The organism is Schinkia azotoformans LMG 9581, from assembly GCF_000307855.1.
Taxonomy (GTDB): domain Bacteria; phylum Bacillota; class Bacilli; order Bacillales; family Bacillaceae_J; genus Schinkia; species Schinkia azotoformans.
Genome location: NZ_AJLR01000044.1, coordinates 68,534 through 81,252, shown reverse-complemented (window position 1 = coordinate 81,252; position 12,719 = coordinate 68,534). Strand labels below are relative to the sequence as shown.

Below are 12,719 nucleotides of genomic sequence, written 5' to 3'. Positions count from 1 at the left end.
TGTTTAAAACTGCGGTATTTCATTGTAGATGATGATAGAGCTAGTAGAATGATGTTGAAGAATATTATTACAGAAGGGGATCTTGGGGTTGTAATTGGAGAGGCTGAAAGTGGGTCGAAAGGTCTTAAATCCATTATTACGATGCATCCCGACGTAGTTTTGATTGACTTTCTAATGCCGGAGTTAGACGGAATTGAAACAATTGAATACCTGAAAAAAGAAGGATTTAAAGGACTATTTATTATGATCTCCCAGGTTGTCAATAAAGACATGGTGGCAGAAGCATATGAAAAAGGGGTCGAGTTTTTTATAAATAAACCGATTAATCGTGTAGAGGTCCAAAGTATATTAAAAAGAACGGCTGAGCAGTATAAACTTAAAGATTCCCTTCAAGCGATCCAAGAATCCCTCACAAAAATTGGGCTTGGCACAATTAAAAGAAAGGTTACAGTAAAGGAAACGGTTTTATCCATTTTAAATGATATGGGAGTTATTGGTGAAGCCGGCAGTGATGATATTGTTGCCATTATTGAATTTTTGATGAACCAAACTGATAAAACTGCCCAATTACCACCATTGAAGGATTTATATGAAGCAATTGCGATGAAAGGTGAATCTGCTAATGTGGACATAGCTAAAGAAAGTAAAGCAATTGAACAGCGCATACGGAGAACAATTCAAGCCGCGATCAATAATTTAGCTTCATTAGGAGCTATTGATTATACTAATCCTGAGTTTGAATATTATGCACCCCGTTATTTTGATTTTCAAGAAGTAAGAAACCATATGATCATGATTGAGGAAGGCAGGAATGATCAGGCGAAATACAAAATTAATATTCGTAAATTTCTTCAGGTATTATATGTGGAAACTATGAAAAAATTCAGTCATAGTTAAAAATTAAAAAGGAAATTTTTTTAATTCATTATGTCGGATTAAGTCGGATTTAATAGGTTACCCTTAAACTGAGTATGTAAGCGAACTCATTTATGTAGTAAGCGTTTTCTATACGAAAAAAGGGGTGACTATTAATGAAGAAAAAATTTAAATTTCCTCTTGCTTATCAAATTTTGGTAGGTTTAATTCTAGGTATTGTCGTAGGTGCAATCTTTTATGGAAACCCAGCGATTGATACTTACTTAAAGCCACTAGGAACTATCTTCCTTAATATGATTAAAATGATCGTAGTTCCAATTATCGTTTCTACACTAGTTATTGGGGTAGCAGGAACTGGCGACCTTAAACAGTTGGGTAAACTTGGTGGTAAAACACTAATTTACTTTGAAATTGTTACAACAATTGCAATTCTAGTTGGGTTATTGTCTGCGAATATTTTCCAACCTGGTGCAGGCATCGATATGTCTGAACTTACAAAAACAGATATAGGTAGCTATGTTGAAACAACTGAACAAGTTTCAGGTCAAGGTCATGGTATATTAGACATTGTAGTAGGCATAGTTCCAACAAACGTTATATCAGCAATGGCAAATGGCAATATGCTAGCTATTATCTTTTTCTCAGTAGTATTCGGATTAGGGGTAGCAGCAATTGGTGAAAAAGGAAAACCAGTGCTTGCATTCTTCGAGGGTGTAGCAGATGCCATGTTCTGGGTAACAAACTTTGTTATGAAGTTTGCTCCATTTGGTGTATTCGGTTTAATCGGTGTTACAGTTTCTAAATTTGGTTTAGCATCTTTAGTTCCACTTGGAAAATTGATGATCCTTGTTTATGTAACAATGGCATTCTTTATTTTAGTGGTGCTAGGCGGTATAGCTAAAATAGTTGGTATTAATATATTCCATGTTTTCACAGTGTTAAAAGAAGAGCTAATTTTGGCATATTCCACATCAAGTTCTGAAACAGTGTTACCAAAAATAATAGAAAAAATGGAAAAGTTCGGTTGTCCAAAAGATATTGTTTCTTTTGTTGTCCCAACTGGATATTCCTTTAACCTTGATGGTTCAACATTATATCAAGCGCTTGCCGCTATTTTTATCGCGCAAATGTACGGTATCAATCTTAGCATTAGTGAACAAATTACATTAATATTAGTATTAATGGTTACATCTAAAGGTATTGCAGGTGTACCGGGCGTATCATTCGTAGTACTTTTAGCAACTCTAGGAACAGTAGGAATTCCATTAGAAGGACTTGCTTTTATTGCTGGGGTTGACAGACTTCTTGATATGGCACGTACAGTTGTAAACGTTTGTGGTAACTCTCTTGCTGCAATCGTTATGTCAAAATGGGAAGGTCGTTTCGACAATACGAAGAAAGAACAATACTATGCTTCCATTAAAAATGCAGCTTAATAATTAAGATAAAACTGGCACTAAAATTGGGTGCCGGTTTTATTTTTGGGAAAAACAGCTAAATGATTGAAAGTTGACAATTTTGAAAGAATAATATATAAATATAGTATAAAACAATTAAATAATGACCTCACTTTTCAAACAGTGGGGTAGAGGTGCGATATTTAACAGTCTATAGAGGAGCCCGAGGAGCCATGAAACTACAGAGAAGGAAATGTCGCCGAAACTTGTAATGAACCTCATTTATTACTTGTTGGGTCTGCAGTTAATATCTGCAGGACTGTCTCAATAAACGTCCCGGTTTATTGAGGTGTGCTATCTCATTGGGAAACAGAGAGGAATTTGGGTAATCTGCTTACTACGACCTGAGTTTATCTCAGGTCTTTATTATTTTTATGCTTTAAAGTTTCCAATTAGTAGTAATAATTTAGTATACTTAAAAAGGGTAAATACAAGTATTTTACAGGAGGGGAAAAGTATGAGAAAAAGTTTATCATTATTATTTGCCATTTCACTTTCAGTAATGCTTCTTTTGGCTGGCTGTGGGACAGGTAATAAAGCAGCTGAGAATGAAAATACGGGAGCTCCAGATTCAGCAGCTACAAATGGCGGGACTTTTAAAGTAGGACTTGAAGCAGGGTATGCGCCGTTTAACTGGACTCAAATGGATAATTCTAATGGTGCTGTTCCGATAGATGGTGCTGCAGAGTTTGCAGGCGGGTATGATGTGGAAATTGCAAAGAAACTAGCTGAAGGTTTAGGGAAAAAATTAGTGATTGTTAAAACTGAATGGGATGGACTTGTGCCTGCTTTAACATCAGGAAAAATCGATGCCATTATTGCGGGTATGTCACCAACAGCCAAACGTAAAGAGACAATCGACTTCTCAGATAACTACTATAAATCAGATTTAGTAATGGTCGTTAAAAAAGGTGGGAAGTATGAAAGCGCTACTTCAATCCAGGACTTTAATGGTGCTAAAGTAACAGCACAATTAAATACATTCCACTATTCAGTTATTGATCAAATTGACGGTGTTAAAAAACAGCCTGCAATGGATAATTTCCCGGCGATGAGGGTTGCTCTTGAATCAGGAATTATCGATGGTTACGTTTCAGAACGTCCGGAGGCTGTTAGTGCTTCATCTGCCAACGAAAAATTTGCCTTCGTAGAATTTACAGAAGGATTTGATACATCAGATGATGACACAGCAATCGCAGTAGGTTTAGCAAAAGGCAGTGAATTAACTCCAAAAATTAATGAAATCTTAGCAGGTATCTCAGAAGAAGAACGTACTAGTATTATGGATGCTGCTATTAAAAATCAACCTGCAGCACAGTAAGGAAAAGGAAAGAGGTTGTCTCAAAATTGTCCAGCTACAACTAGTGGTGCTGGGTGATCTGTACAATTGTACGGGGTGCTTGAGACAGCCTTTTGTTTTGACTAAAATAGGAGGGGAAATATGACCTTTGAATGGGTAATAAAAATAATAACAGAAAACTGGCCCATGTTTATTCGCGGGGCTGGAATAACGCTATACATTTCGATTATTGGTACAATTGTAGGCTCTATCATAGGTTTATTAGTAGGTGTGATCCGGACAATCCCAAATCCGGACCGTGGTTCTAAGAAAATATTATTAAAAATTATTAATGCCATTCTTTCTATTTATATCGAATTTTTCAGAGGAACACCAATGATCGTACAAGCAATGGTTATATACTACGGTTCAGCTTTGGCTTTAGGAGTAGATATGGACCGGGTAGCCGCTGCTATTTTCATCGTATCTATCAACACGGGTGCCTATATGTCTGAAATCGTCCGCGGTGGTATTGTATCAATTGATAAAGGTCAATTTGAGGCTGCTCAAGCGATTGGTATGAACCATATACAAACCATGTTACATGTTGTTTTACCACAGGTTATTCGCAACATCCTACCGGCAACAGGTAATGAGTTTGTTATCAACATTAAAGATACTTCAGTATTGAACGTTATTTCAGTATCAGAATTATTCTTCGCAACAAAATCGATTGCGGGAAACAACTTCCGCTATTTTGAGTCATTCTTTGTGGCGTGTATTCTATACTTTATCATGACATTTACAGTTACTAGAATTCTCCGGTTTATTGAAAGAAAGCTGGAGGGTCCGGATAGCTACATGATGGTGCCAGGTAATCAAATGCAGGTTGAAACCGCAGAAGATGCCATTCGCCGAACAGATAAATATGACGGTAATAAATAAGCTGGCAAAGGAGGAGAAAAGATGGAAAAGATCATTGATATTCAACATTTAAGCAAATCCTTTGGAGCCCATGAAGTTTTAAAAGACATCGATTTTTCAGTTAATAAAGGTGAAGTAGTATGTATTATCGGTTCCTCAGGTTCAGGTAAATCAACGTTACTTCGTTGTGTTAATCTATTAGAAAAGCCGAGCGGCGGCCAAATCATTTATCGTGGTGAAAATATTTTGGATGACAAGCACGATATCCCTACTTACCGTCAAAAGCTGGGTATGGTATTCCAACAATTTAATTTATTTAATAACCACAACGTTTTAAGTAATTGTGTTGTTGGACAAGTCAAGGTGTTGGGTCGTTCAAAGGAAGAAGCAGAAAAAATCGCAATGAAGTATTTAAAAGTTGTTGGTATGGATAAATACGTTAATGCCAAACCTAAGCAATTATCAGGTGGACAAAAACAACGTGTAGCCATTGCCAGAGCCCTTTCGATGGAGCCAGACGTGATTCTTTTTGACGAACCAACGTCTGCTTTGGATCCCGAAATGGTTGGTGAGGTTCTGAAAATTATGAAGGAGCTTGCAGAATTAGGGCTTACAATGTTAATTGTGACCCATGAAATGGAGTTTGCACGAGAAGTATCTGACCGTGTTGTCTTTATGGACAAAGGAGTTATTGCCGAAGAAGGACATCCAGAACAAATTTTTAACAATCCAAAACATGAGCGGACAAAGGAATTCTTAAAACGTACGTTAAAATAATGATTAAAAGCCGAGGAACTTATTCCTCGGCTTTTGTGTCTTCGGTATTACAGCTTTGCACCAGTATCGACTGCACTCCGTCTTTTTCTGGTTGCAATTTTATCAAGATAATAAGTGATAATAATAAATACCGACATTATGCTAAAATACGTGCCAATAACACCAAGTGGATTTACGCTCTCAAAATGACGATTCCCTCTTTTGAAGCCACGCTCACCATCTTGAGCTAGATGCCTATCGAATTGGTGATCAGCCCATTTTTGATCTCCCTCTGAATTGTTGAATCTTTCAAAATGTTCTTCTCCTTCAAAATGTGAAGAAGATGAATCAAATATTCCTGGAACCCCTTGTAAATGCATGATGAAATTAGATGAGAATATTTGATATCCACCAAACACTAGTAATGCGACAGTTGCGAATTTAACTAATAAACTAAATAAGGGTATGGGAGCTTTTATTGAAAAGATTTTTTTTAAAACATTCATAATCCAATTCCAATGCAAGCCAACGTGCACTGCCACTAAAATAAGCACTAAAAATGAAATGGTGATATGAGACATTTCAAACCATCGGTCATTTCCGATATCAATGTTTGGAAAAACAACTTTTGATACTAAAATACCACTGATAATGATAAAGGCCATTGAAATTAGCAGAAGTACATTTAAAAAGCAGCCTAATTTTGTTTTAAAAGGTAAATTTCGATCAAACAATTTCATTGTCACTTTTTTCACCCATGTCCAATTGAGTAATACATGAGTGAAGAAGGTCGCGGCAATTGCAATACCAGCAATTTCGTGAAATGCTAATCCTCCTAATACTCTTTTGTTAAAAAATAAGACGAAAATAACAGCCATAATTATATCTAAACCAAACTTAACGTAATTGCTCTTTTTCATTTTCAGGACCCTTTCTTATAACTATTTAAGCAGTGAAATTGCCATCATAACTTAACATAACCGCAGATGAAACACCTTCAATATTAGAAATATTATTTATAAAGTTCATTTCTTCATCTTTAATTCGAACTTCATAGGTTACTTCGTAATTATTGCCTGGAAAAACAGATTTAGATTTAATACAATGTTTCTTTGAATTTTCAGCAATAATATGACTCAGCGATTTTTCGATAGCAGCGTCAGTATATTTAATCACTAACAAATAAGGATTTCGAATAGAAATGTGATTAATAAAAACAAGTAGGACTATGCCGATTAAAATGGACCCGATAATGACAAGTGGAATAAAGCCTGCACCACATAAAATGCCGGAAACAATCGCCCAGAAAATATAAACGATATCCATAGGATCTTTAATAGGCGTCCTAAAACGAACAATGGATAGAGCTCCTACCATTCCAAGGGATAACAGAATATTAGAGGAGATTCCCATAATAATTAGAGCGGTAGCCATAGACATCACAATTAACGAAATATTAAAAGTGTGAGAGTAAATGACACCTGAGAAGGTTTTCTTATAGACAAAATAAATGAATAATCCAATTAAAAAGGCTGTTAATAACCCGATAAGTGAATCGATTATTGAAAAACCGCTTGTTTTCTCTAAAAAACTAGATTTGAATATATCAGTAAAATTAAGTTGTTCCATTCTTTATTCCTCCTTGGTAGTTACCCATACATTCTGCTAATTTGATATTTTGAATAGGCTCCTTTTTGGCGGTCACCAACCTGAAGCAATTGTTTAATCACAGTTGGTAAATACTCATCATACTTCACTTCCAGTACCACTATATTCGGATTTGTTTCAATCATCGGAATCGTAGGGTTTAATACGTCATTATTGCGGATGCTTGTTTTAATCGAACTATCAAAAGTAATACGGACATTTCCGTATTTGTAAATAAAAACTTCTCTTTCATAATCAACAACGGTTATTGGTTTTAGTTGAAATAAGCTCATTTGAACATATAAGTCCCTCATAAGAGATCTCGAATCATTTTCCATCCATGCGATGTTATCAACACGGATTTGTTCATACTCTTCCGCTGTTATTCGGCATTTTTGCTTGAATGTTAGATTATTCCTTTTACTTTTTTTCTCTAAGTTTAATAAGCCAGTGTTATAGTCATAAAGCCTTACGCGAAATTTATCGCGATCAAAATACCCTTCTTTTTTCTGAGTTAAAACTTTATTATCAAAATTATCAAAGTAAACGCTACGAATCAGATACTTTCCATCGTGATCGGCATGGGGATCGATTTCCATCACATGTTTCAATTTACTGCTAAGCAGATAACAATCCATCTGAGTAATCTCATGTTTTAATTCATGTCGACCTTGGACACCATTTAAACTCATAGTTTTCATGCTGATAAGCCTCCTTTTTAACAGGTTGATCAACTCCTTGATTCACATTATTAGGGGCAAACCTTAAACAAACCTTAAAAGGACTTGGAAAAGCGGAAGCGCCTTGCTCATCGCCGTACAAACTGGAGGCGCTGGAGCTAGACAATGATGCACAATATTAAAAGAGGCCGCAGCATTGCGACCCCTACTTTGGGAATTTTACTATAAAGGTTGTTCCTTTTTGTTGATTTTTCAAAACTGAAATTGTTCCATGGTGTTTTTCAACAATCCATTGAGCAATGGATAATCCTAAACCAACACCACCAGTTTCTCTCGAGCGGGCTTTATCTTCTCGATAGAAGCGCTCAAAAATATTTTGGAGATTTTCTTCTTTTATGCCAATACCAGTATCAGTTACTTCAACAACAATCTGTTGATCTTCTATATAGGTTTTAACACCGATGCTATCATGTTCATTTGTGTATTTTAAGGCATTATCTAGCAAAATAACTAATAGCTGATGCAAGCGTTCTTTGTCTGCCTTTATGTTTATTTTACTGTTTAAACTTAACCAAAAATGTTTATCCTGTGACTCTGCGATTTCTATATAGGGCTCACTAACCTTTTGAACAAAATCATCAAATTGAAAGGACTCGAGAACTAACTGTGTTTCCGCTGAATCAGCCCTCGCTAACGTTAATAAATTTGAGGTGAGCTTAGATAAGCGTCTAGTTTCTGATAAGCTAAGTGCAATGCTTTCAAACTTATCGGCAATTTTTTCCTGCGGTGTCCTTAAGAGCAGCTCCAATTTATTTTGGATAACAGTTAATGGCGTTCGCAATTCGTGTGATGCATTTTCAACAAATTCAGCCTGTTTATTCCATGCAGCGATAATTGGTTGCATCATTTTTTTCGATAAGATGTAGCTGGCAGAAATGGAAAGGATAATAAAAATTAGCGAACAAATCATAATGAGTTTCCCAAAATTATGAATGATGGTTTGTTCAGCATCCGTGTTCATTAATAATTGTGTATAGGCAATATCATCATTATCATTACTATCTTCAAAGAGAAGATAACGAAAATGGTATTGCTCATTAATGGTGATATTTGTGATTGTATCCAAAACTTTTTCATCAAGTTTGAAATCTAGTAAATAATTTTCGTATAGCAATGTTCCAATTTCGCCTTGATTCACGATTTCTCCATCTTTATTCCAATGTAATACAATTATCCGAGGATTAGGTCTTTGTTTTTCTTTAGGAGCACCGTTTCGTTCAAATTCTTTATTGGGGGGATGGGGTTTTGTCTCCCAAAATAGATTTTCGGCAAGCATCTTATTTTTAAAGCCGATCAGTTCTTCGTCAGTTTTTGAAAATAATGTATTTTGTACTTGGCTAAAAATAATAATGCCGAAAATAGAAAAAATAATGGTAAAAGCAACTAGGTTTAAAACCATAAATTTTAGTTGTTGTTTTCTAAAAATCCTCCGTCTAGACATTTTCATCACCGTTTTCTGAAAGCATATAACCTAAGCCCCGAAAGGTTTTGATATATTGATCATAGCTCCAGCTTTTTAAATTTTTGCGCAAATTACTCGCGTATACCTCTACGACAGTTGTGGACGTATCTGATTCAAATCCCCAGATTCTATCAAATATTTGTTCTTTTGTAAGAATGGTATTTTTATTGTTAATAAGGTATTCTAGCAGGTCAAATTGCTTACCATTCAATTTTATAAGGTCTTCTCGAATGTGCACCGTTTTACTTTTAAGGTTCATTTTTAATTCTTTGAAGGTAAGGACGTTTTCTTTAAACTCTCCTCCAGCCCTTCTAACGATGGCCTCCAAGCGGAGTAGCAGCTCTTCGCGGTGAAACGGTTTTACTAAATAATCATCAGCACCAACCTTAAAGCCTTTTATTTTATCATCAATCCCACCTTTAGCTGTAAGCATTATGACCGGTGTCGAAATATTTTTGTTCCTTAAGTTTTGTAATACATCGTAGCCATTCATACTAGGCAGCATTATATCCAAGATAATTACGTCAAAAATATTTTGCTCGGCTAAAAACAACCCTTCCTCCCCGTCAAAAGCTTGTTCCGTTTCAAACAATTCTTGTGTGATTTCCTTTATTGTTTCAGAGATGAATTTGTCATCTTCGATAATTAATAGCTTCATCACAAGCTCCCCTTCTAAGTTTCCAAGTATCCATCATTCGATATGTTCGATTATAGGACGATTTGTCGTAATTGCAACTTATTTTCTATTTTAAGGTTTTGTTAAGGTTGATAATTTAATGTAAAACAAGCAAGCAGTGGAACAAGTACATAACCCAAATTATAAGTAAAAGGTGGATAAAACAATGAGGTTTACCATTAGAAAAAAATTAATGTTCAGTTATTTATTATTAATTTTTCTATTTGTTGCAAGTAATTTTATCGTAAATTCTAATTTGATAGCGGTTACGAATGACTCAAATCAAGAAATCATTGAATCTGTTCGGAGTTCTATTGATGATTTTACATATATTACGATTATTTTAGGCCTAACAATAGCCCTTGTAACCTCACATCTCATTAAGAAATCAATTAATGAATTTTCCATTGCCATTCATGCGATGGCAGAAGGGGATTTTACAGGTGATGATATCAAAATCAAGCAAAAGGACGAGTTTGGTGAACTTACTGAATCAGTAAACTATATGAAGAAAAACCTGAAGAATTTGATTTCCCAGGTAAATGAGACGGCTGAACAGGTTTCAACCATGTCAATTCAACTCTATGAAGGTGCAGAACAAACCAGTGTGGCCACGAAGGACATCGTTACCTCTATCCAAACTGTAACAGTAAATACGGAGGATCAATCAAGAAGGCTACAGGAATTAGTTTCACAATTTAAAGTTTAATTCACTAAGAAAAGGAGTTCAGTAAGATGACTAAGAAAACAAAATATTTTAAAGCTGCAGCAATTTTAGTGAGTACGTCACTCTTGTTTGCTTGCAGTAACAATTTAGATTCAGAGGCAGTTGAAGGTGCTCAAACTGAAAATGGGAGTTCTAGTGTTAGCGTTGTAAACGTTAGTGCTTTAATTAGTGAAAAGGTAAAGTATGATAAAGGCGACTTTTACAATGATTGGGAAAACGAAAATCCCATTCTAGTTAAATTGAATGGGACTGATGTTAGTTACGATTCAGCAACACCTGTGATTTATGATAATAATAGACTTACAATAAAAACAGGCGGCACTTATGTGATAAGCGGTGAATTGCTGGATGGGCAAATTGTGATTGATGCCGAAGATAAAAGTCCAGTTCGGCTCGTATTAAATGGGGCAAAGATTAACTGTAGCAATAGTTCAGCCATTTATGTAGCCAAGGCTGAAAAAACAGTGATCTCTTTACCGGAAGGCACAGAAAATTATCTTTCGGATGGACAACAATATGTTTTCGATGACTCATCAGAGGCTGAGCCTAATGCAGCACTGTTTAGTAAGGATGATCTTACTATTAATGGTACAGGAAAGTTAATTGTCCAAGGAAACTATAATAATGGAATTGCCAGCAAGGATGATTTGAAAATTACAGGCGGTGACCTTCACATAAAAGCTGTCGATGATGGGTTAATGGGCCGTGATTTACTTGCCGTCAAAGAAGGGAATATAGTGATTGAAGCAGGTGGCGATGGAATAAAGTCCACGAATGATAAAGATGCTTCTAAAGGAATAGTTGCGCTTGAAGGAGGTACATTTGACATAGCATCAGGTAATGATGGCATACAGGCGGAAACATCATTATGGATTGCGGATGGTTCTTACAAAATTAAGAGCGGCGGTGGAAGCCCAGAAGTGATAAATAATTCTGAAGAAAAAGCGAGGGGGCCATGGGGCGGCAGTGCTGTGCCTGTTAGCACGGAGGATACTGATTCAGAAAGTGCAAAAGGTTTAAAAGCAGGTACGGCAATTGCTGTAGGGGGTGGGTCCTTTACCATAGATTCTCTAGATGATGGTGTGCATAGTAATGATAGCATTGAGATAGGAAATGGTGACTTTATGATAGCAACCGGTGATGATGGTATTCATGCGGATTCATCGATTGTAACAACTGGTGGAAAAATAACAATTACAAAAAGCTATGAAGGGATAGAAAGCCAGCTCATCACGGTTAATGATGGTGAAATTCATGTAACAGCCAGTGATGATGGAATTAACATTGGCGGTGGTAATGATGGTTCAGGATTTGATGTGCCTCCACAGATTGAAGGGACAAGAGGGCCTGTTGGTGAAGCGAACAACGAGAATGCATCAAAAGCTAGCTCGAATAATGAAACAAAAACTGCTTCAGAGGAAAACAAGCTTACAATCAACGGTGGATATATCACAGTTAACGCAAATGGTGATGGACTTGATTCAAATGGATCAATAGCTATGACAGGTGGAACAGTTATTGTAAACGGACCGACATCTAATGGAAACGGACCTCTTGATTATGACAACAGTTTTGATATGAGTGGTGGATTTTTGATTGCAGTTGGAAGCTCAGGGATGGCTCAAGCAGTTTCCGAGGAGTCATCACAATACTCTTTATTAATGACCTATCCTGAAACACAGAAAGCAGGGGCGCTTGTTCATTTGGAGGACAGTAAAGGGGAGTCAATCGTAACGTTCGCACCTGAAAAAGACTATCAATCTGTTTTTATTAGTTCACCCAAACTAGAAAAAGGCTCTTCCTACACGCTATTCACCGGTGGGGCTTCAACTGGAAAAGATATTAATGGACTGTATAGCGATGGTGATTATCAAGGTGGAACAAAGGTTGTAGACTTTACCATTTCAGACTCTGTCACTTGGCTAAATGAAACAGGGATAACAACTGCCAGCAGTCATGGGCCTGGAGGATTCAATCCAGGTGGAGGTCAAAATCGACCAGGCGGATCAGGAGACAACCCGGGTGATATATTTAAGGATTTGGATGAAGCAACGATGGAAAAAGTAAGATCAATTATGGATCAAGAAAGAGCTGGTAGCATTACAAGAGAGGAAGCACAAGCTCAATTAACAGAACTAGGTGTGGAGTCCCCTAAAAGAGGGCCTAGACAATAAA

At 36.4% G+C, this 12,719-nt stretch carries 12 protein-coding genes and 1 riboswitch; of the genes, 7 read left to right on the top strand and 5 right to left on the bottom strand.

What is annotated here, in order from left to right:
* The first annotated feature begins 9 nt into the window (after positions 1-9).
* The 5 genes from BAZO_RS06815 (at position 10) to BAZO_RS06795 (ending at position 5,313) form a co-directional block, all read left to right on the top strand.
* Positions 10-897 (top strand): response regulator, encoded by an 888-nt coding sequence (locus tag BAZO_RS06815; protein WP_039957131.1) that lies wholly within the window; start codon positions 10-12, stop codon positions 895-897.
* Between the two features lie 134 nt (positions 898-1,031).
* Positions 1,032-2,312 (top strand): cation:dicarboxylate symporter family transporter, encoded by a 1,281-nt coding sequence (locus tag BAZO_RS06810; RefSeq protein WP_003330625.1) that lies wholly within the window; start codon positions 1,032-1,034, stop codon positions 2,310-2,312.
* 142 nt (positions 2,313-2,454) lie between these two features.
* A riboswitch (Lysine riboswitch) is annotated at positions 2,455-2,638 on the top strand.
* Between the two features lie 152 nt (positions 2,639-2,790).
* Entirely contained in the window at positions 2,791-3,654 is an 864-nt protein-coding gene (locus BAZO_RS06805; protein ID WP_003330624.1) for a transporter substrate-binding domain-containing protein, read from the top strand.
* Positions 3,655-3,774: 120 nt separating this feature from the next.
* A complete protein-coding gene (locus BAZO_RS06800) occupies positions 3,775-4,557 on the top strand; it encodes an amino acid ABC transporter permease (protein WP_003330623.1) in 783 nt (260 codons plus the stop codon).
* A 21-nt stretch (positions 4,558-4,578) separates the two neighbouring features.
* Positions 4,579-5,313 carry an amino acid ABC transporter ATP-binding protein gene (locus BAZO_RS06795; protein ID WP_003330622.1) on the top strand — a complete coding sequence of 245 codons (735 nt, stop codon included), beginning with the start codon at positions 4,579-4,581 and terminating at the stop codon, positions 5,311-5,313.
* A gap of 47 nt (positions 5,314-5,360) precedes the next feature.
* On the opposite strand, the gene BAZO_RS06790 is transcribed toward BAZO_RS06795, so the two are convergent.
* From BAZO_RS06790 to BAZO_RS06770, 5 genes are all read right to left on the bottom strand, one after another.
* Positions 5,361-6,212 carry a DUF4405 domain-containing protein gene (locus BAZO_RS06790; protein ID WP_003330621.1) on the bottom strand — a complete coding sequence of 284 codons (852 nt, stop codon included), beginning with the start codon at positions 6,210-6,212 and terminating at the stop codon, positions 5,361-5,363.
* Positions 6,213-6,237: 25 nt separating this feature from the next.
* The gene (locus tag BAZO_RS06785; protein WP_003330620.1) at positions 6,238-6,921 is read right to left on the bottom strand and encodes a DUF4956 domain-containing protein; all 684 of its coding nucleotides are present in this window, start codon (positions 6,919-6,921) and stop codon (positions 6,238-6,240) included.
* A gap of 20 nt (positions 6,922-6,941) precedes the next feature.
* Positions 6,942-7,640: a polyphosphate polymerase domain-containing protein gene (locus tag BAZO_RS06780; RefSeq protein ID WP_003330619.1), complete on the bottom strand. Its 699-nt coding sequence runs from the start codon at positions 7,638-7,640 to the stop codon at positions 6,942-6,944.
* A gap of 184 nt (positions 7,641-7,824) precedes the next feature.
* Entirely contained in the window at positions 7,825-9,120 is a 1,296-nt protein-coding gene (locus BAZO_RS06775) for a sensor histidine kinase (protein WP_003330618.1), read from the bottom strand.
* The gene (locus tag BAZO_RS06770; protein WP_003330617.1) at positions 9,113-9,799 is read right to left on the bottom strand and encodes a response regulator transcription factor; all 687 of its coding nucleotides are present in this window, start codon (positions 9,797-9,799) and stop codon (positions 9,113-9,115) included. The genes BAZO_RS06775 and BAZO_RS06770 overlap by 8 nt, the downstream gene beginning before the upstream one ends.
* 184 nt (positions 9,800-9,983) lie before the next feature.
* Here BAZO_RS06770 and BAZO_RS06765 point away from each other — a divergent pair, with 184 nt between their 5' ends.
* Both BAZO_RS06765 and BAZO_RS06760 read left to right on the top strand, forming a co-directional pair.
* Entirely contained in the window at positions 9,984-10,526 is a 543-nt protein-coding gene (locus BAZO_RS06765) for a HAMP domain-containing protein (RefSeq protein WP_003330616.1), read from the top strand.
* A gap of 26 nt (positions 10,527-10,552) precedes the next feature.
* A complete protein-coding gene (locus BAZO_RS06760; protein ID WP_003330615.1) occupies positions 10,553-12,718 on the top strand; it encodes a carbohydrate-binding domain-containing protein in 2,166 nt (721 codons plus the stop codon).
* Position 12,719: the final 1 nt, after the last annotated feature.